The sequence below is a fragment of the Phycisphaerales bacterium genome, from assembly GCA_040221175.1.
Classification (GTDB): domain Bacteria; phylum Planctomycetota; class Phycisphaerae; order Phycisphaerales; family UBA1924; genus JAHCJI01.
Genome location: JAVJVK010000013.1, coordinates 318,619 through 339,474 on the forward strand (window position 1 = coordinate 318,619; position 20,856 = coordinate 339,474).

The window sequence follows — 20,856 nt, forward strand, 5'->3', positions numbered from 1 at the left end:
TCGCCGCGTGTTGCGCGATGTCCGTTTTGATGCTCAGCATGCCGGTCGCGTCCGGATGTGCCGGTGGCGATCCGCTGATCAAGAAGTTTCCGCCCCCGCCCGACGACGTGATGCCGCGTCGGATCATCGTCATGAAGCGTGGTGAATTCGATCAGGACCTGAACAGTTACATTGATGGTGTGCTGATCGAGGCGTACCTGATCAACAACGATCGGACGGACGAAGGAGCCGATCAGCCATTCCACCGCGACGGCACGCTGGCGTTCAAGCTGTTCGGACCAGAAGGCGAACTCTTCTGCGAGGGCGAGTTCACGCCAGCGATCATGGCCAAGTCCGAGTCAACGGCATTCATCGGGCCGGGCTATGCCCTTCAGATCATGTTCGGGCCGCGGGGCTATGAGGACGTGCGGGACCGGATGGCAGCTCGGATGGACTTCGAATTCACGCCCACGGCCGCACCCGAACAAAAAGCATTCGGCTCGACGCAGGTCCGCCTGGGCCCGATGTTCTAGTGGGGCAGCGGATGGCCCTGACCGGTCGCTTAGCGCAATCTTAACGCCTTCTTTGGGGTGCCCAAATTCCCCGAATCGCGGGCCGCGCTTCCATTGCTGCGAATACACAAGCCGCCCCAGAAGCCGAGGGCGAAGGAGATTCCGGCATGGCAACGACGATTCGCAATTGGACTGTTGGTCTGGCCGCCACCGTGGTCGGCGCCTCGGCGCTCATGGCCGCCGGCCCCGAGATCGACAGCAAGCTGCCCACCTACCGCCCCACGAGCGGCGTGTCGGGCAACATCAAGAGCATTGGCTCGGACACCATGAACAACCTCATGACCCTCTGGGGCGAGGAGTTCAAGGCGTTCTATCCGGCCGTCCAGATCGAGGTCGAGGGCAAGGGCTCGTCCACCGCGCCGCCCGCTCTCATGCAGGGTCAGGCCCAGTTCGGCCCGATGAGCCGCCCGATGAAGTCCTCGGAAATCGACGAGTTTGAGAAGCGTTTTGGCTACAAGCCCACGGCGCTCCGCACGGGCATCGACGCCCTGGCCGTCTTCGTCCACAAGGACTGCCCCCTCGACGAGATCTCGATCCAGCAGCTCACCGACGTGTTCTCGGTGGCCGGCGACAACATGACCTGGGGTGACCTGGGCGTCAGCGATCGGGCCTGGGCCAACCGCCCGATCAGCCTGTACGGCCGCAACTCGGCATCGGGCACCTATGGCTACTTCAAGACCGTGGCCCTGCAGGGCAACGACTACAAGAACACCGTCAAGGAGCAGCCCGGCTCGTCGGCCGTGGTGCAGGGCATCGCCACCGATCGCTACGCCATGGGCTATTCGGGCGTGGGCTACGCCACTGCTGGCGTGAAGATGCTCCAGGTGTCGCTCGACGGCGGCCAGTCCTTCCCGCCTTCGGCCGAGTATGCCAACTCGGGCGAGTACCCGCTGGCCCGCTTCCTGTACCTGTACGTGAACGCCGACCCGGTGAAGGGCATCGACGACCCGATTCGCGCCGAGTTCATCAAGCTGATCTTCAGCAAGCAGGGCCAGGAAGTCGTCCTGAAGGATGGCTACTTCCCCGTGTCGGCCGGCGTGGCCCGCGAGGACCTCAAGGCCTGCAAGCTCGATCCCAAGTTCTAATCAGATCTTGAGCCCAATGGCTTGAACTCTGATCCTGCCGCCCCAAGCCTTCGCGGGCTTGTGTGGCGTCTTTCGTTTCCCAAGAGGCGTCGTCCCAACGGCCAATTCGTCGAGCACTCCATGGCAGCGAAGCAACGCCCAACTTCCAAGCCCGGCAAGCACGTTGGCAATCGCCCGGTCCGCCGACGCGTGGTCCTCATGGATCAACTGTCGACCTACGTCATCCAGACCGGCGGCGCCCTCGTGCTCGTTGCCGTGCTGGGCATCTGCGTCTATCTCGCCTACGTCGTCGTTCCGCTGTTCTCGCGTGGCGAGGTCGGCGAGCGGTTGAGCAGCCAGACGCCCATGAAGGCCGGGTTGCCCGTCCTCGATCCGTACGGCCGTGGCGCGGCGTTCGTGTCGAAGGAAGGTGGCATCCAGCCCTTTGCACTGGCCTCGGGAGAGCCCTTGGCCAAAGCCATTCCACTGTCTCCCGACGCGGCGCCTTCAGCGATCTCGGTCGTGCGAAACGGCGAACTCGTTGCGGCGGGATACGCCGATGGCACGGTGCGACTTGGCAGCATCTCGTTCGACGAGCAGATCCTCGTCACCCAGCCGCCCAGCCCCGACCAGACGTTCTGGGCCGCCGACGGCGGGCTGTACGAAATGGTGACGCCCGAACGAGCGCGGCGATCGCAGATCGAGATCGAACTGGGCGAGCCCGTCGAACTGAGCGAGGGCGAAGGCGGCGTCGAGCGGATCGACTACAACGTCGATCCCACGGGCCGTACCGTGCTCCTGGCCACCCGCGAAGACGGCACCGTGCTGGTGAACACCGTCAGGACCATCCGCCCCCTGGGCGGCGGACCACCGCGAACCCGACTCAGTTCGACGTCGTTCGAGATCGATCCCGATTCGCTGGAGCGGTGGCTGTTCGTGACTTCGGACAGCGATCACGTGCTCGCCGTGGGCGAAGACGGCCGAGTCCGACGATTCACCCGTACGGATGACGCCTTCGAACTCGCCGAGACTATCGACGCGGTCAACGAGGGCGCGGCCGTGACGGCGGTGACCATGATCCTCGGTGGCCGGACGCTGCTGCTGGGTGATGACGAGGGCACGGTCTACGCGTGGCACGTCGCCACCGGCGAAGTCGATGGCGTGGCCGGCGTGCAACAACTGGTCAAGGCCCACGAGTTTGCCGGTTCGGACTCGCCAATCGTGGACATTTCGCCCAGCCAGCGAGATCGGTCGATCGTCATTCTCGGCCAGAGCGGCAACGTCCGGGTGCGTCACGTGACGAGCGAGAAGGTCGTCGCCGACTTCGACACCGGTTTGGACGAACCCATCCACGCCCGCCTGGCGCCGAAGAACGACGGCGTCTTCGTGCTCGATGCGTCTGGGCTTGGCGTCATGCGGGCCCTCGAGCCCGGCTACCCCGAGTTTTCGTTCAAGGCGCTGTTCGGCAAGGTGCACTACGAGGGCCAGTTCGAGCCTGAGTACGTGTATCAATCTTCTTCGGGCGACGATGCGGCCGAGATCAAGCTGAGCATCGTGCCGCTGATCTTCGGTTCGCTCAAGGCCACGATCTTCGCGATGTTGTTCGCGGTTCCGATGGGCGTCCTGGCCGCCGTCTATACGAGCGAGTTCCTCAGCCCGAACGTTCGCAAGGTCGTCAAGCCGGGCGTCGAGATGATGGCATCGCTGCCTTCGGTGGTGCTTGGCTTCATCGCGGCGATCGTCGTGGCGCCCTATGTCCGCGACGTGCTGCCCAGCGTGCTGGTTGGCTTCCTGACCCTGCCCGTCGCGGTGCTGCTGATGGCCCATCTCTGGCAGATGCTGCCCTCGCATTGGCGCAAGCGGGCCAACCCGTGGCAGCACATGGTGCTCGTGTTGGCAACGTGCGTCATCGGCGTCCTTGTGGCGCTGGCGATCGGCCCTCCCGCCGAACGGCTGCTGTTCGCGCCGTCCGAAGGCGCCGCTCCGGGCGTGCCCGTCGACATCCGCCGGTGGCTGTCCAGCGAGTATGGGCAGGCCTGGCCCGGCTGGTTCGTCGTCCTGATCGGGCCGGTGGCGGTGGTGCTGGCGGTGATCCAGTCCATGTTCGTCGGTCGGCGGCTCGACCGCGCCCTGGCGCACAAGACCGACCTTTCCATCGCGGGCGTGATGCTCGCGCGGTTCTTCGTCATGCTGGGGCTGACGCTGCTGCTCGCGTACGCCTTCGCGTTGGTGCTCCAGGCCCTGGGCTTCGATCCGCGAAACAGCATCTTCGGGCCCTTCTCGCCCAGGAACACGCTGGTCGTCTCGATGATCATGGGCTTTGCCGTCATTCCGATCATCTACACGATCTCGGAAGACTCGCTCAGGGCGGTTCCAGATTCGCTGCGCACCGCGTCGCTCGGCGCGGGCGCTACCCCCTGGCAGACGGCCCTGCGCATCGTCATTCCCGTGGCAGGGTCGGGCATCTTCTCGGCCTGCATGATCGGCTTCGGCCGGGCGGCGGGCGAGACCATGATCGTGCTCATGGCCACCGGCAACACGCCCGAGATGAGTTGGAACATCTTCGGCGGCTTCCGAACGCTGTCGGCCAACATTGCCGTTGAGTTGCCCGAAGCCCCGATGGGCGGCACGCACTATCGCGTGCTGTTCCTCTGCGGGCTCGTGCTGTTCCTGATGACGTTTGCCATCAACACGGCGGCCGAGGTCGTCCGCCAGATCGTGCGTGCAAGGACCGCCGGGCTATGAGCGACCAGCGCACTGATACGACGGGCCAGCCGCAGGACTTCGGCGGCGTCCCCGCCCGGCCCATGCCCGGCGGTGGGGCGGTTCCCACGAACAAGCCCGCGCCCATGGGCCGGCGCGCCACGCCCCCCAGCGCGCTGGGCGAGCCGATGATCTGGCTCACCGGCGCCGCCCTGGTGGTCTCGCTGGTCATGATCGTCGGGCTCGTGGCGATGATCGTCACGCAGGGCCTGACCACGTTCTGGCCGCGGCCGATCGAGCGCGTCACGCTGAGCGACGGCAGCGTCTTCCTCGGCGTGCCCACCGATACCCAGGGCGATCCGCCCTCGACGCTGTACCGAACCGGCAACCGGGACATCGGCAGCGAGCCCTTCCGCTGGGTGCCAGAGAGCAACATCGCCGCCACCGAGCGGCCGCCGCACGCCATCATGCTGGAGCGCGAGGCGTGGAGCGTGTGGCTGGGCGTGCCCGAAAAGGCCATCATGGTCAACGAAGACGGCCAGCCCGAGGTGGTGGCCGAAGGGCCCGAGGCCGTCAGGGCCTTCATCGAGGAGAATCACGACCAGGCGCGGGCCCGCTACCACGAGATCGAAGAACTGAAGAAGCACGGTCTTGGGGGCATCAACAAGCGAATCGAGGCGCTCCGCCTGAACGTGCGCGAAGCCGAGATCGCCGCGGCTCGCGAAGTTCGCCCCGGCCAGTCGTGGGGCATTGCCTTGTTTGCCGGGGTGTCGGCCCTGGGCGTGGGGGCCCTCGTGTTTGCCTGGTGGGTGGCCAGGGATCGCAGTAGCGATGACGCGCCGCGACTGGGCGGACCGAGCAAGCCCGTGCGGCTCGTGCGGATGTCGGCGGTGGTGCTCGGGCTGTCGCTGCTGCTGGCCTCGTGGCTGCATGCGCCCTGGCAGAACCGGGCGATCTCCGACGAGCGCCTGGGGGAGATCCGGGCGGCGGCCGCCGAGCGAGAAGCCGATCTCCAGGCCCGCTACGACCAGGTGCTGGCGCGCATCGGTGAACTCGAAGCCCAGGACGAGCGGCTGCGCCTGGAAGTGGTCGACCCGCTCTCGGGCCGGTTCGCGCCCGCCCGCCAGATCGAGCCGGACAACCCGATGCGCCTTTCGCAGATCGTGCGCGTGGTGAACACCAACGACATGGACCTGGGCGACAAGTTCGGCGTGTTCCTGTCGCGCTGGTGGGAGTTCCTGGCCCACCCGCCGCGCGAGGCCAACACCGAGGGGGGCGTGTTCCCGGTCATCGTGGGCACCGTCATGCTCACGCTGCTGCTGACCATCACCGTCACGCCGCTGGGCGTCATCGCGGCGCTGTACCTGCGGGAGTACGCACCGCAGGGCGTGGTTACCAGCACCATCCGCATCGCGGTGAACAACCTCGCCGGCGTGCCGAGCATCGTGTACGGCGTGTTCGGCCTGGGCTTCTTCTGCTATACCGTGGGCAAGTACGTCGACGTGGGCAGCGATCCCTCGCTGCGCCTGCCCGCGCCGTGGTGGTGGGTGGTGCTGGGCGGCACCGTCGTCGCGCTGGTCGCGGCCTACGCCGCGGCGGTGTGGTCAAAGCCCATCCCGGGCAAGGAAGAATCGCCGCGCAACAAGGCGTTGAAGTGGACCTCGCGGATCCTGTGGCTGTCGGTCTTCATCTCGGCGGCCGTTCTGGTCGTCCGCACGCCCTACTTCACGGGCTTCTTCGAGGCGCGAGCCGCCGACGGATCGCCGACCTTTGGCGCCCGCGGCATGCTGTGGGCGGCCCTGACGCTCGCGCTGCTGACCCTGCCGGTGGTCATCGTCTCGACCGAAGAGGCCATCGCCTCGGTGCCCAACTCGATGCGCGAGGGCAGCTACGGGTGCGGCGCCAGCAAGTGGCAGACCATGCGCCGCATCGTGCTGCCCGGGGCAATGCCCGGCATCCTGACCGGGGCCATCCTGGCCATGGCGCGCGGGGCGGGCGAGGTGGCGCCGCTCATGCTCGTGGGCGCGGTCAAGCTCAACGAGGACCTGCCCATCAGCACCAACGCCCCGTTCCTGCACCTGGACCGCAGCTTCATGCACCTGGGCTTCCACATCTACGACCTGGGCTTCCAGAGCCCCGACTCCCAGGCCGCCCGGCCCCTGGTGTGGACCACCACGCTGCTGCTGCTCACCATCGTCGTCAGCCTGAACCTCGTCGCCATCATCATCCGGGCCCGCCTGCGGGCTCGCCTGAGCGGATCCACGGTGTAACCATGCCCTACGCTAACGCCTCGATATCCACGCCCGCCGCCGAATCCACGCAGAAGGCCCCGGCCAGGAGCCAGGGCATGCCCTCCATGGCTGATCAAGACCAGAACCAACCCGCCGCCTCGGGCGCCTACCGCGTGATCGAAGCGATCCGGCGGGGCGACTCGGTCGACCCCGCGCTGCACCCGGAGATGGAGGACCTCGAGGGCGTCATCGACATCGACGCCTTCAACCTCTATTACGGCCAGACGCGCGCCCTCTTCGACGTCTCGATGGCCATCCCCAAGGGCAAGGTCACGGCCCTCATCGGCCCCTCGGGCTGCGGCAAGAGCACGCTGCTGCGCTCCATCAACCGCATGAACGACCTGATCGCCGGGGTTCGCGTCGAGGGCAACATGACCCTCAGCGGCTCGCCCATCTACGCGCCCCACGTGGACGTCATCGGCCTGCGCAAGCGCCTGGGCATGGTCTTCCAGAAGCCCAACCCCTTCCCCATGTCCATCTACGAGAACGTGGTCTACCCCCTGCGCATCGACGGCGAGAACCGCAAGGCGGTGCTCGACGAGGCCTGCGAACGCGCCCTCCGCTCGGCGGCCATCTGGGACGAGGCCAAGGACCGCCTCAAGCAAAGCGCCTTGGGCATGTCGGGCGGCCAGCAGCAGCGCCTGTGCATCGCCCGCGCCGTGGTGGCCGACCCGGAAGTCCTGCTGCTCGACGAGCCGTGTAGTGCTTTGGACCCCATCGCCACGCTGCGCATCGAGGAGCTGATCCAGGAGATCGCCGAGCGCTACACGGTGCTCATCGTGACGCACAACATGCAGCAGGCCATGCGCGTGAGCGACTACACGGCGTTCATGTACCTGGGCCGCCTGGTCGAGTACGGCCCCACCAGCGGCATCTTCCGCCGGCCGATATTGACCGAGACCGAGGAGTACGTCACCGGCCGGTTCGGCTGATCTTGAGGCGCTCGCGGACTCGCTTGACGGCCTGACGGCCGGGCCCTTCCGGGCCGCGCCCTGCGCCGCGGACGGCTTGGGCGAGTGTCTCGGCCAGAGACGCTCGTACGGATCGTCGGTCCCCCCTTTCGGATCGCGAGCCCGGGCCCCCGGGGAGCCGGGGCGCGCGACGGGGCTGGCAGCCCCCGCGTGCGGCCTGCCGGGGCTCGCGCGAGGGCTGGCTCCCCCATCGCGCGGACTCCCGGCACTCGCGCGCGGGCCGGCAATACTCGCGCGAGGGCCGGGAGAACTCGCGCGAGGGCTGGCGGAACTCGCGCGAGAACCGCCAGCCCTCGCGCGCGGATTGCCAATACTCGCGCGAGTCCTGGCAATCCGCGCCCATGGATCCGGACCTTGGGGTCTCTGGCGCGGGCGCCAGGGGGGCTAACTCGAACATTGACCAGAAAAAAAGTCTCGGCTTTGTTTGGAGCGGGGGTTGGTTGGTGATTGATTGGATCGTGGTCGGGTGACCGTGGCTCTCGGACGATGCGAGAGGGTGCCCACGGAGATCCGCAACACACGGGGTCCGTAAACGGTACAACCTCCTATGAACAGGTCATTTGCTCGTCGTGCCACTGGCATATCCATACTCGCGTGCGGAGGTTGGACGGCCGCCCACGCCCAGGTCCCCGAGCCATGCGAGCCGCAGCGGCTGGTCGCACCCACGACCGTCACCCCCTTCTCGTTTGGCAGCGAGATTGTCACGAACGGCGACTACTGGTTCGTTGCAGACCGCAGCGCGGGCACGGTGTGCAGCGGCCCACCGCTTGAATGCGGCACCGGTGCCGTGTTTGTGTACCAAGAGATCGATGGATCGCTCGAACATGTGCAGACAATCGTGCCCCCCGACGTGCGGCTCTACGACAATTTCGGCGTTGGCATGGACGTCGATGGTGACCGCCTCATCGTGGGCAGTATGGGTGCCGAGTGGCCGGGCACGGGCGTTCGGCAGGGCATCTCGTACATATATGAACTCCAAGGTGGCCTGTGGGTCGAGACCGGCAGACTGCGACCACCGGCCGAGGTAAGCGAAGCCTTCGGCAGAGACGTGTACCTGTCTGGCGACGTCGCCTTGGTTGCCTCACGACGTCCCCGGAGCGTCTATCGCTACGAGCTCGTGGATGGCCAGTGGATCCAGCAGGAAACGCTTTCGCCGCCCGACCCGCATGGGCAACGAGAGTGCTTCGGCTGCACCGGGATGGCGTTTGACGAGTGGTTCTTTATCGCGACGTTTCTCGATGGCACGGTGAGCGACGGCGCCGGTTCGGTGTACGCCTACCGCAAGCGACCCGACAATACGCTTGAGTTCATCCAGAAGATCGAGTCGGCCGGTACTGGCGGCTTTGGCCACGGCATCGACTACGACGGCCAGACGCTCGCCATCGGGGCCATGTACACGCACCGAGACGTTCTGTACCAAGGCGTCGTCCAAACCTATCTATTCGACGGCACGCAATGGGTTCTCGAGCAGGAGATGACCCACGACGACCCGATCGAGCCTTCGGTGTTTGGCATCTCTGTGAGCGTTAAGGGCGACACGCTGCTTGCGACTGAAACCGCCACTCGGACCGGTACGGTCCAGGGCCGCGTCGTTCGCTTCGAGCGGCGGCCGGGCGTTGGCTGGCAGGAGGTGGGGGACCTCGTAGCCGCCCCGCCCGTGTACGCACGGGACTTCGGCGAGCCGGTTGTCATGCATGACGGCAGGGTCCTCGCCGGCGCGCCCGAGGAGATCGACGCCTCCGGCTCGCTTATCGGCGCCGCCTACTTCTTCGACCTTGCCTGCACCGACTGCCCGGCTGACCTCGATGCCGACGGCGCCCTCACAAACTTCGACTTCCTGACCTACCTCAACCTCTTCCAGGACGGCGACGCGCTGGCCGACTTCGACGGCGACGGGGAGCTGACGATCTTCGACTTCCTGGCGTTCCAGGACGCGTTCCAGGCGGGGTGCTGAAGAGAGGCACGGAGGCACGAAGGGTCAGACATCCGGCCCTTCGTGCCTTTGTACCTTCGTGCCTTCGCCCCCCGAATACCCGCGTTCGCCTTCCGGTTGGAACCTGGTCGATGTCGGCCAGAAGGTCCAAAGAACGAATCCGGTTGGGCCGATTGGATAGACTTGAACGATTGGAGCCGGGGCTCGGCCTCGCGGTGTTTGGCGCGGGGTGGGGGCCCCGGAAGAGCTTGGACTTTGAGGGTACACCCTATGTCCGATGGACCCCGTGCCGTCCCCGCCTCGGTGAACGGCTGGAACGCGAAGTTCCTCGATCAGGCCTACGCGAGCTACCTCGAGAACCCCGAGTCGGTCGCCCCCGACGTGCGGGCCTTCTTCCAGGGCTTCGAGCTCGGCGGCGGCAGCGGCGCGCCCACCAGCGGCGCCGGGGCCGGCGGCGACAGCGACTTCCACGCCAAGGTCGACGACCTCGTCTTTGCTTATCGAGACATGGGCCACCTGGCCGCGAAGCTGGACCCCTTCGGCCGGCCGAACGAACCGGTGGCGTGCCTGGACCTGGCCGAGCACGGGCTGAGCGAGTCCGATCTCGGCAAACAGATCAACGCCGACCGGCTGGGGATGGAGGGCCCGCTGACGCTGGGCGAGGCCATCGAGCGGCTCGAGAAGACCTATTGCTCGTCGATCGGCGCCGAGATCATGCACGTGCCCAGCCGGGCCGAGCGTGCCTGGCTCATCGAGCGGTGCGAGCGGCACGGCGGGTCGATCGCCTTCGACGCCGGCCGGCGCGTGCACATCCTGCGGCAGCTGCTGCAGAGCGAGATGTTCGAGAAGTTCCTGGGCCGGCGCTATCCCGGCGACAAGCGCTTCAGCCTGGAGGGAAGCGAGACGCTGATCCCGCTGGTCAACGGCGTGCTGGAGCACTACAGCGAGCACGCGGTTGAGGAGGTGGTCATCGGCATGGCCCACCGCGGCCGGCTGAACGTGCTCAACAACGTGCTGGGCAAGAGCTACGAGCAGATCTTCACCGAGTTCGAGGACACCTGGGAAGAGGACTACACCCAGGGCGGCGGCGACGTGAAGTACCACCGCGGCTACTCGAGCGAGCGACGCTTCCCCAACGGTCGCGCCCTGCACGTGGCGCTCAGCAGCAACCCCAGCCACCTCGAGGCCGTGGGCCCGGTGGTGCAGGGCCGCACGCGGGCCAAGCAGCGCCACCGCGGGGACAAGGACCGCGTGCGCGTGGCGCCCGTGGTGATCCACGGCGACGCGGCGGTGATCGGCCAGGGCGTGGTGGCCGAGACGCTGAACTTCTCGCAGCTGGAGGGCTACGCCACGGGCGGCACGATCCACGTCGTGGTGAACAACCTGATCGGCTTTACGACTTCACCTCGCGATGGCCGCTCGAGCCGCTACTGCACCGACGTGGGCAAGATCGTCGGCGCGCCCGTGCTGCACGTGAACGGTGAGGATCCGGACGCCTGCGTGATGGCGGCCCTGCTGGCCGTCGAGTACCGCCAGACGTTCAAGAAGGACATCTTCATCGACATGCAGTGCTACCGGCGCTTCGGCCACAACGAGCAGGACGAGGCCAGCTTCACCCAGCCGGTGCTGTACGGCCTGATCAAGAAGAAGAAGAGCGTGCTGAGCGCCTACGCCCAACGTCTGCTGGACGACGGGGTGATCACCGACAAGGACATGGAGCAGATCCGCCAGCAGCTCGACGCGGCGCTCGAGCAGGCCCAGGAGGCGGCCAGGCAGTCGCCCTACGACCCGACGATCGACCCCGGCAGCGCCCGGTGGGTGGGCATGACCCACAAGTACAGCTTCGAGGAGAAGTCCACGGCCGTCGCGATGGACACGCTGAAGGAAGTCTGCGACGCGCTGGGCACCGTGCCCGAGGACTTCAGCGTCCACCGCAAGCTCAAGAAGCTGCTGTCCGAGCGCAAGAACCTGCCCGAGAGCGGCGACATCAGCTACGCCGACGCCGAGAGCCTGGCGTATGGCACGCTGCTGCTGGAGGGCGTGCCGGTCCGCCTGAGCGGGCAGGACAGCCGCCGCGGCACGTTCAGCCACCGCCACGCCGTGCTGGTCGACAGCGAGACGGCCCAGAGCTACATGCCGCTGAACCACATCCGCGCCGTCGGCGAGCCGGGCACGGGCCTGGAGCCCCTGCAGCCCGGACCCGACGGCCGGCTGGCGCAGGCGAAGTTCTGCGTGTACGACAGCCCGCTGAGCGAGTTCAGCGTGATGGGCTTCGAGTATGGCTACGCCCTGAGCGACCCCAACATGCTGGTGGTGTGGGAGGCCCAGTTCGGCGACTTCGTCAACGGTGCCCAGGTCATCATCGATCAGTTCCTGACCAGCGCCGAGCTCAAGTGGGATCGCTGGAGCGGGCTGGTGCTGCTGCTGCCCCATGGCTACGAGGGCCAGGGCCCCGAGCACTCCTCGGCACGCCTGGAGCGCTTCCTCAAGGCCTGCGCCGACGACAACATCGAGGTGTGCTATCCCACCACGGCGGCCCAGACGTTCCACATGCTGCGTCGGCAGGTGCGCCGGCCGTTCCGCAAGCCACTGGTCGTGATGACGCCCAAGAGCCTGATCCGGACGCCGACCAGCAAGATCGACGAGCTCACCCGCGGCCGGTTCATGGAGATCCTGGACGATCCACGGTTTGCCGGTGATGCGGCCAGCGACAACGCCAAGGACAACGGCAAGAAGGCCAGGAAGCCCGATCCCGCCGCGGTGCGCGAGGTGTTGTTGTGCAGCGGCAAGATCTACTGGGAGCTCGCCGAGCGGCGCGAGGCCATCGGTCGCGAGGACGTGGCGATCGTCCGCGTCGAGCAGTTGTATCCGCTGCACAACGACCTGCTCCGCAGCGTGCTGGGCCGGTACGCCAAGGCCGAGCGTGTCACCTGGGTCCAGGAAGAGCCTCGGAACATGGGCGCGTACCACTTCATCGCCGACAAGCTGCGCCAGAACCTGGGCGATCTGCTGCCCGATGGCGACGTGCGGTACATCGGTCGCAAGGCCAGCGCCAGCCCCGCAACGGGCAGCAAGCGGCGCCACAAGGCCGAGCAGGAGCAACTGATCGCCGAGGCAATCGGCCCGCTGGACAAGGACGACGAGGGCCAGGCCAACAAGCAGGGCCCCAAGCTGGTCCGCGCGTCGGCCTAGCCTCTCTACGGATCGACCCAGCCGGGTCGCAGGAGCGCCATCGATGGCAACCAAGATCGTGATTCCAGAGGTCGGTGAGTCCATCACCAGCGGCGTCATCGCCGCGTGGAGCGTGGCCGACGGCGAATACGTGGAGCGTGACCAGACGGTGCTCGAACTCGAGACCGACAAGATCACCATGGAAGTGCCCGCGCCCGCGGCCGGCGTCGTCAAGCACGGTGCGGCCGAGGGCGACGAGGTCGAGGTTGGTTCGTCGGTTGGCGAGATCGACGAGTCGGCCGAGAAGCCCGGCGGCGGTTCGGACCAGTCCGAGGCAACGCAAGCTCAGGCGGAGCAGTCGTCCGATTCAAAGCAAGCGTCCGAATCGACGCAGGCCTCCAAGGGGTCGTCGAAGTCCGAAGCCAAGTCCGAAGCCAAGTCCGAAGCAGAGGCCGAGACAAAGGCAAGCAGCGGCAAGGGCGAGAAGCGGGAGGCGTCCAACGGTTCGGGCAAGTCGGGCGGCGCACCCACCGCGACGCAGGCCAAGGCCGCCGAGACCGATCGCGTGCCGCATCCGCGCGTCGATCGCGCCCAGCCCGGGCATGCCACGCCGCTGGCCGAGAAGGTCGCCGGCGAGCACGGGGTCGACCTCGGCTCGATCACCGGCACCGGGGCGGGCGGGCGCATCCGCGAGCAGGACGTGCTTGCGTACATCCAGTCGGCGCCTCGCAGCAACGGCGCGACGAGCAACGGGTCATCGGGCGGCGGCGCGACGAGCAGCCGGGGCGTGCACCGCGAGAAGATGACGCCGCTGCGGCAGCGCGTGGCCAATCGTCTGGTGGAGGCCCAGCACACCGCGGCGATGCTCACGACCTTCAACGAGGTCGATATGACCGCCGTCATGGACCTGCGCAAGCAGTACAAGGAAGACTTCGAGAAGAAGCACGGCGTGGGGCTGGGCTTCATGTCGTTCTTCGTCAAGGCCGTGGTGCAGGGGCTCAAGGCCTTCCCGCTGGTCAACGGCTTCATCGCCGAGGACGACAACGGCAAGCCCGTCATCCAGACGCACGACTACTGCGACGTGGCGATCGCGGTGGCCAGCCCCAAGGGGCTGGTGGTGCCGGTGCTGCGCAACGCCGAGCAACTGTCCTTCGCCCAGATCGAGAGCGGCATCAAGGAACTGGCCACCAAGGCCCGCGATGGCAAGCTCACGATTGACGAGATGACCGGCGGCACCTTCACCATCACCAACGGCGGCGTGTTCGGCAGCCTCATGAGCACGCCCATCCTCAACCCGCCCCAGTCGGCCATCCTGGGCATGCACACCATCAAGAAGCGGGCGGTCGAGGATCCCGAGAACCCCGGCGGCATCGCGCTGCGGCCCATGATGTACCTGGCGGTCAGCTACGACCACCGCATCATCGACGGGGCCGAGGCGGTGCAGTTCCTGGTGACCATCAAGAACTGCATCGAGAACCCCGAGCGGATGTTGATGGACGTCTGATGAACGTCTGAGAAATCAATGAAGCCCGGGCGAGAGCCCGGGCTTTTCGTTTGGCTGATCAAGGCGATCAGATCAGGCTAGATGTTCGCCACGATGAACGAGAACCACAGCAGTATCGCGGCCTGCACGCCCGCCGCCAGGTCATCCAGCACCACGCCCCACCCGCCGGGCTTGGCCTGCAGCGCGTAGGCGGGCCACGGCTTGACGACGTCCATGGCGCGGAAGAAGACGAACGCGAGGATGAGCGTGCCGAAGCGGCCCCAGCCAGCGTCGACCACGGGCATGAGCGTCAGGCACAGCGCCATTCCCGCCACCTCGTCGGCCACGACCTGGCTTGGGTCCTTGCGACCAAACCTGGGCTCGGCCTTGTCGCCCAGCAGCACGCACGCCAGCGTGAAGGCGATGGCAACGAGCAACATCGCGAGCCGCAGCACCGGCGCGTAGGCGGCATCGGAAAGCACCAGCAACAGCAGCATCGCGAGCACCAGCGGCGGCAGCGAGCCCCAGGTTCCCGGGAACGGACGCATGTGGCCCAGGCCGAAGAAGGTGACCCATCGCAGGTTGCCGTCTGGTTTCGTGATCACGGGTTATCCTGTATCCTGCTGGGCCCGTTCGCTCGCAGGGCCCGGGTGATGTAGGGCACGGCCGACGCCGCGGTGACGAGGGTAGTGCCCCAGGCGGCCAGGGTGGCGACCCATGCCGCCCATTGCGGACGTTCGCTCGCCCAGAGACCGGCGATGAGCAGGCAGACCGGGATGGCCACGCTCTGGGCGATCATCTTGGCCTTGCCCCATCCCGATGCGGAGAAGTCGACGCCGCGAGACTCGAAGACGCCCCGGATCGACGTGACCAGCAACTCGCGTCCGAGGATGACGACCGCCATCCAGCCCACGAAGCCCCCGGCCATGGCCGACGCCTGGTCTGTGAGCACGCGGAACTGCGGGGTCACCAGCATGACGACGGCCCCGAGCACGAGGATCTTGTCGGCAAACGGGTCCATGATGCGACCGAAGACGCTGATGGCGTTCCACTTACGCGCCAGGTAGCCGTCCAGGGCGTCGGTGATGGCCGCCACGATAAACAGCGCCATTGCCGCCAGGATGGCCGGTTGGGGACCACTTCGGCCTTCCAGTGGCGGCGCGAGCGCGATCAGGGCCACCAACGCGGCGGCCATCGCCAGGCGGGCGATGGTCAAGCCATTGGGGACCTGTCGTTTCCACGGCTGCACGGACACGCAGCGAGGGTAGGGCCATGGGGAAGGCCCCCGGACGGTGCGCAAGGTGGTGGCGTCAGGGCCCTTCTGGTGGAAGGTCGATGGGCGTGGATCTACTGTGCGTCCTTCTTTGCTGGCCGGGGACGTGCCCCCGGCTGCCCGCTCCGCGTATTGCCGCGGGGCACGTGTCGAGGGCGTGGCTCAGCTTATGGACATGATCGTGCATCCCGTGCTGCTGTTCCTGGCGCTGGCTATCGGTGGCGTGGGCGTGGCGTTGTCGGTCCCCCGGCGCAGGTTCCAGGCGAGCCTGATCGGCGGGATCATCGCCGCGACGGGCGTGGGCGTGCTGATCGTGGCCCTGGGCGCCGCGTCGCTGGCCGAGGGCGGCGCGCTGCCCAATCCGTTCTTTCACGTTCTGGCCATCATTGCGCTGGGCGCGTGCCTGCAGGTCATTACGCATCGCCGACCGGTGTACGCGGCGCTCTACTTCATCCTGAGCATCTTGTCGACGGCGGGGTTGTACATCCTGCTGGCGGCCGAGTTCATGGCCTTCGCGCTGGTCATCATCTACGCCGGTGCGATCCTGATTACCTACCTCTTCGTCATCATGCTGGCCAGCCAGAGCCAGATGGAGGGGCAGGAAGAGGGCATGGCCGACTACGACGCGGTCGGCCGCGGCCCGATCACGGCGACCATCGCCAGCTTCGCCCTGCTCGCCACGCTGACGGCGATGCTGTTTACCGGCGTGAACCAGATCGAGCCGCCCAGCCCGGAACAGGCCGCGGCGAACCAAGTGGCGATCCTCGAACAACTTCCCGGCAAGATCGAGAAGGAACTCGCTCGTGATGACCTCATCGAGCGTGGCGATCGGGTGATCGGCTTGGACGAGCGTGGTTCGAGTGCGATCGTGGAGACTGCCGGCGGGGGAACGCGGCAGGTCGCCCTCCCCGATACGGTCGCGCCCACGAACACCGAGGGCCTGGCCTTCAACCTGCTGGGTGAGTATCCCGGCACGATCGAGATTGCCGGCGTCATCCTGTTGATGGCCATGCTGGGCGCCGTCGTGCTAGCGCGCAAGTTCGCGCAGATCGACGAAGAGGCCAAGGCGGCCGCGGCTGCGGCGCTGTCCGAAGGCAGAACGCAGGAGGGCCAGGGCCATGCTTGAACTGCTCGCGCAGTCGGCCTTTCCGCAGGCGATGGGGCAGGGCGTCCTGGCGCACTATCTGTTCGTGTCCGGGGCGATGTTCACGCTCGGGCTGGTGGGCTTCCTGACCCGCCGGAACCTGATCATCATGTTCCTGTGCACGGAGATGATGTTCCAGGCCGCGGGCATTGCGCTGATTGCCTTCAGCCGGTTCCACCTGAATTACGACGGGCAGACCTTCGTGATCTTCGTGCTCACGGTGGCGGCGGCCGAGGCGGCCCTCGCACTGGCCCTGGTGGTGTTCCTCTTCCGCAAGCGAGACTCGCTGAGCGCCGAGGCGTGGTCGGAGCTTAAGGGATGACCATGACTTCCGGTTTGATGCCCGCGATTTCGTCGATGCTGGCTGCTGCCGATGGGCCGTTCATCCCCGGTGGGTCGGCCCCACAATGGGTTGGTCTCATGGCCGGACTCCCGCTGCTGGGCGCCGCCCTTTGCGTGCTGTTTGCGTGCCTGAACGTCAAGAGCAAGTTGCCTGGGTATGCGACCGTGGCTCTGCTGGCCGGCGGCTTCGTGACGGCCTTGTTTGCCTACTTCGGCGGCGACGACGGCGACAGCTACGGCGTCGCGACGATCTTCCGCTGGATCCATGCCAGCATCGGGGCCCGCAGCGAAACCAGCATCGTCGCCAACATCGCGTACTACATGGACGGCCTGTCCATGCTGTGGATGCTGTTCGTAACCGGGCTGGCGACGGTCATCGGCCTGTACTCGACCGAGTACGTCGAGCACGACAAGGGCCTGGGCTACTGCCGGTTCTTCTTCGCGTTCAACTTGTTCGTATTCAGCATGTCGAGCCTGGTGATGGCCGACAACCTGCTGCTGCTGTTCCTGGGCTGGGAAGGCGTGGGTCTGTGCAGTTACCTGCTCATCGGGTACTTCTACAAGAAGCCCGAGGCGGTGGCGGCGGCCAAGAAAGCCTTCATCATGAACCGCATCGGCGACCTCGGGTTGCTGATGGCCATCGGCGCGACGTTCGTCGTCTTTGGCACGCTCGAGTTCCGCCCGCTGTTCGAGATGATCAGCCAGGGCGTGGACGCCAATGGCGATGCAATCGCCCACAGCTGGGTGGTCGTGGTCATTCCGCTGCTGTTCACCGCCGGCGCGTTTGGCAAGAGTGCCCAGATCTTCCTGTACACCTGGTTGCCCGACGCCATGGAGGGCCCGACCCCGGTCTCGGCCCTGATCCACGCGGCGACGATGGTCACGGCGGGCGTGTACCTGGTGGCCCGCATGTACCCGCTGTACGCGGCCGACGATGCCCATATCGCGCTGAGCGTCATCGCCTGGTCGGGCGCCATCACGGCATTCTGGGCCGCGGCGATCGCGTTCGCCCAGTACGACATCAAGCGAATCATGGGCTACAGCACGATCAGCCAACTCGGCTACATGTTCGCCGGCCTGGGCGTCATGACGACGACCGGCGCGGTCTTCCACGTGCTGACCCATGCGTTCTTCAAGGCCACGCTCTTCCTGTGCTGCGGCGCCGTCATGCACGGCTTCGCGGGTCAACTCGACATGCGCAAGCTCAGCGGCGTGGGCTCGATCCCCGGCTTCAAGATCACCGCCATCGCCATGCTCATCGGCTGCTTGAACCTGGCAGGCTTGGCGGGCACGGCGGGCTACTTCAGCAAGGACATGATCCTGGCCGAGGCGTTCGTGACCTCGGGCGAACTGATCTTCGCGCCCTGGGCGGTTGGCCTGCTGATGCTGCTGACGGCCTTCATGACGGCGTACTACACCTTCCGCGTGTTCTTCCGCGTGTTCGTCGGGCCCGTGAAGTACGAAGCCGGCGACGATCATCACGGCGACGCCGAGGAAGAGCACGCAGCGGAAGAGGCGCACGACCATGGTCACGACGACCACGGCTTCCATCCCCACGCGCCGCGGTTTGCCATGAACGCGGCCATCGCGCTGCTGGCCATCGGCAGCATCGCGGCCATCCCGCTGTACTTCGTCAATGCCGAGGATCATGGCTGGGCGGGCTCGATGGTGCACGAGTCTTCGGCGGCCTTTGCAGCCCCCGAGGCGCACCACGACGACCAAGGCGAGCCGCACGCGATGCTGGGCGCCGAGGTGGTGCCCGTGGCGATTGGCGCCGCGCCCGAGGGCGAGGACGGCTACCACGGCGACAACCTGGGCCTGGTCATCAACCCGCACAAGGCGATGTACTTCGTCTCGGGCGTCATCGGCGTGCTGGGCATCGCGCTGGCGGCGTTCTTCCATGGGCCGAAGGGGCTGGGCGGCCTGTTTCTCGGTAACCGCACCGACACGACCAGCCCTCGGATGGACTCGGTGGCCCGTGGCTTCGGTCCGTTGCCCCGGTTCGCCGAGCGGAAGTTCATGGTCGACGAGCTCTACGACACGATCATCGTGAAACCGCTGCTTGTTTTCAGCCACGTGTTCCACGCGTTCGACAAGCTCGTGATCGACGGCCTGGTGGATCTGCTGGGGGCCCTGCCTCGCTGGCTCGGCTCGCTGCTGCGGCCGTCCCAGGACGGCGTAATGCATGGGTATGCCACGGGCATGGTGGCCGGCTCGGCCGTGTTGTTGGCGTTGGTCGTCCTGGTCGCGTTGCTTTGATGAAGGGGATGGTCTGACGTGAGCCTGCTCTACCTGCTCATCCTGATGCCCCTGCTCTTTGCGGTGCTCATCGCGCTGGCGCCATCGAAGCAGGCCCGCCCGATCGCGGCGATCGGCTCGCTCGTGCCCATCGGCCCGATGCTGGTGGCCCTGTGGAAGTTCGACTGGACGCGCGGCGGCGACCTGCAGTTCGCGGGCAGCTACGACTGGATCGCCGACATGGGCCTGCGCATCGGCGTGGGCGTCGACAGCGTGTCGCTTCTGCTCATTGCCCTGACCGTGCTGCTGGGGCCAATCTGCGTCTTCGGCAGCTTCTCGGCCATCAAGGACAATCCCAAGGTCTTCTACGGCTGGCTGACCGGCCTGCAAGCCGCGATGGTGGGGGTGTTCGCCGCCACCGACCTGCTCGTCTTCTACGTGTGCTTCGAGTTCACGCTGCTGCCGCTGTACGTGCTGATCAACCTTTACGGCTCGAGTAACCGCAAGCGGGCGGCCACCAAGTTCTTCCTGTACACCTTCACCGGCTCGATCATCGCGCTGGCGGGCTTGGTGTACGTGGTGTTCCACCACCGCAGTCTCGAGGGCGTGTGGACCTTCGACATCCCCACCCTCGCGACGACGGCGATGCAGATGCCGGTGGGGGCGCAGGCCCTGGTGCTGCTGGCGCTCATGCTCGGCTTCGCGGTGAAGGTGCCGCTGTTCCCGGTGCACACCTGGCTGCCGCTGGCGCACACCGAGGCGCCCACCGCCGGGTCGGTCATCCTGGCCGGCGTGCTGCTGAAGCTGGGCACCTACGGCATCTACCGTTTCGCACTGGGCTTCGTGCCCGAGGCGGTCATCGCATACGCCCCGCTTATCGCGGTGCTGAGCATCATCGGCATCATTTATGCCGGCCTGATCTGCTGGGTGCAGAAGGACGTCAAGAAGCTGGTGGCCTACTCGTCGGTGAGCCACCTTGGCTTCTGCGTGCTGGGGCTCGTGGCGCTCAACAATGTCGGGCTCACCGGCTCGGTGCTCTACATGATCAACCACGGTCTGTCGACCGGGGCGCTGTTCCTGTGCATCGGCATGGTCTACGAGCGGTTCCATACTCGCTCGATGGACGAACTGGGTGGCCTGGCCAGCACGATGCCCATCTGGTCGTCGTTCATGGTGTTCTTCGTGATGGCGTCGGTGGGCCTGCCCGGGCTCAACGGCTTCGTCAGCGAGTTCATGTGCATCATCGGCACGTTCCAGAGCTCGCCGGCGTGGGTTCTCGAGGGCCGGGCCGGCGCCGCCGGCGGTTCGCTGGGGCCGTGGTTTGCCTTCGCGGCGGGCTTCGGCGTGATCGTCGCGGCGATGTACCTGCTCTACATGACCGGTCGCGTGGTCTGGGGTACGCCCAGGCAGCCGGCGGGCCACGACGACGACCACTCGGAACTGCCCAAGGACCTCAACGCACGCGAGATCAGCCTGCTCACGGTGCTGGCCGTCGGCTGCCTGGGTCTGGGCGTGTATCCCACGCCGGTGATCGAGGCGATCGAGCCCTCGGTCGAGCGGACGCTGGCGCCGTACCAGGACCTGCTGCACGATCGCGCGGTCGAGCTTGGCAAGACCGGCGAGGAAGACGCCGCCCTGATCCTGGAGCCCGCCGGGTCGCCCGCCGATACGCAAGAAGGGGGGCACTGACCC

General features: G+C 66.7%; 14 protein-coding genes. 12 read left to right on the forward strand and 2 right to left on the reverse strand.

What is annotated here, in order from left to right:
* The first annotated feature begins 38 nt into the window (after positions 1-38).
* The 8 genes from RIE32_11275 to odhB all read left to right on the forward strand — a co-directional run bounded on the left by RIE32_11275 (position 39) and on the right by odhB (position 14,188).
* Positions 39-512 carry a hypothetical protein gene (locus tag RIE32_11275; GenBank protein ID MEQ9096832.1) on the forward strand — a complete coding sequence of 158 codons (474 nt, stop codon included), beginning with the start codon at positions 39-41 and terminating at the stop codon, positions 510-512.
* 146 nt (positions 513-658) lie between these two features.
* Positions 659-1,636: a PstS family phosphate ABC transporter substrate-binding protein gene (locus RIE32_11280; GenBank protein MEQ9096833.1), complete on the forward strand. Its 978-nt coding sequence runs from the start codon at positions 659-661 to the stop codon at positions 1,634-1,636.
* A 120-nt stretch (positions 1,637-1,756) separates the two neighbouring features.
* Positions 1,757-4,360 (forward strand): ABC transporter permease subunit, encoded by a 2,604-nt coding sequence (locus RIE32_11285; protein ID MEQ9096834.1) that lies wholly within the window; start codon positions 1,757-1,759, stop codon positions 4,358-4,360.
* Entirely contained in the window at positions 4,357-6,588 is a 2,232-nt protein-coding gene (locus RIE32_11290; GenBank protein ID MEQ9096835.1) for an ABC transporter permease subunit, read from the forward strand. Before RIE32_11285 ends, RIE32_11290 begins: the two co-directional genes overlap by 4 nt.
* 188 nt (positions 6,589-6,776) lie before the next feature.
* Positions 6,777-7,541: a phosphate ABC transporter ATP-binding protein PstB gene (gene pstB / locus RIE32_11295; protein ID MEQ9096836.1), complete on the forward strand. Its 765-nt coding sequence runs from the start codon at positions 6,777-6,779 to the stop codon at positions 7,539-7,541.
* Positions 7,542-8,127: 586 nt separating this feature from the next.
* Positions 8,128-9,534, forward strand: coding sequence for a GC-type dockerin domain-anchored protein (locus RIE32_11300; protein MEQ9096837.1), 1,407 nt, complete (start codon positions 8,128-8,130; stop codon positions 9,532-9,534).
* A 249-nt stretch (positions 9,535-9,783) separates the two neighbouring features.
* Positions 9,784-12,705, forward strand: a complete 2,922-nt coding sequence (locus RIE32_11305; GenBank protein MEQ9096838.1) for a 2-oxoglutarate dehydrogenase E1 component — start codon at positions 9,784-9,786, stop codon at positions 12,703-12,705.
* Between the two features lie 43 nt (positions 12,706-12,748).
* Entirely contained in the window at positions 12,749-14,188 is a 1,440-nt protein-coding gene (gene odhB / locus RIE32_11310; GenBank protein MEQ9096839.1) for a 2-oxoglutarate dehydrogenase complex dihydrolipoyllysine-residue succinyltransferase, read from the forward strand.
* A 77-nt stretch (positions 14,189-14,265) separates the two neighbouring features.
* Here the strand turns inward: odhB and RIE32_11315 are convergent, their stop codons facing one another.
* Together RIE32_11315 and pgsA are read right to left on the reverse strand one after the other, a co-directional pair.
* Positions 14,266-14,772, reverse strand: coding sequence for a phosphatidylglycerophosphatase A (locus RIE32_11315; protein MEQ9096840.1), 507 nt, complete (start codon positions 14,770-14,772; stop codon positions 14,266-14,268).
* A complete protein-coding gene (pgsA, locus tag RIE32_11320) occupies positions 14,769-15,422 on the reverse strand; it encodes a CDP-diacylglycerol--glycerol-3-phosphate 3-phosphatidyltransferase (GenBank protein ID MEQ9096841.1) in 654 nt (217 codons plus the stop codon). The genes RIE32_11315 and pgsA overlap by 4 nt, the downstream gene beginning before the upstream one ends.
* 193 nt (positions 15,423-15,615) lie before the next feature.
* Between pgsA and RIE32_11325 the strand changes: the two genes are divergently transcribed.
* From RIE32_11325 to RIE32_11340, 4 genes are read left to right on the forward strand one after another with little or no spacing between them, the layout of a single operon-like run.
* Positions 15,616-16,566, forward strand: a complete 951-nt coding sequence (locus tag RIE32_11325) for an NADH-quinone oxidoreductase subunit J (protein ID MEQ9096842.1) — start codon at positions 15,616-15,618, stop codon at positions 16,564-16,566.
* A complete protein-coding gene (nuoK, locus tag RIE32_11330; protein ID MEQ9096843.1) occupies positions 16,559-16,906 on the forward strand; it encodes an NADH-quinone oxidoreductase subunit NuoK in 348 nt (115 codons plus the stop codon). The genes RIE32_11325 and nuoK overlap by 8 nt, the downstream gene beginning before the upstream one ends.
* Positions 16,903-19,185 carry an NADH-quinone oxidoreductase subunit L gene (locus tag RIE32_11335; GenBank protein MEQ9096844.1) on the forward strand — a complete coding sequence of 761 codons (2,283 nt, stop codon included), beginning with the start codon at positions 16,903-16,905 and terminating at the stop codon, positions 19,183-19,185. The genes nuoK and RIE32_11335 overlap by 4 nt, the downstream gene beginning before the upstream one ends.
* Positions 19,186-19,203: 18 nt before the next feature.
* Positions 19,204-20,853 (forward strand): NADH-quinone oxidoreductase subunit M, encoded by a 1,650-nt coding sequence (locus tag RIE32_11340; protein ID MEQ9096845.1) that lies wholly within the window; start codon positions 19,204-19,206, stop codon positions 20,851-20,853.
* Positions 20,854-20,856: the final 3 nt, after the last annotated feature.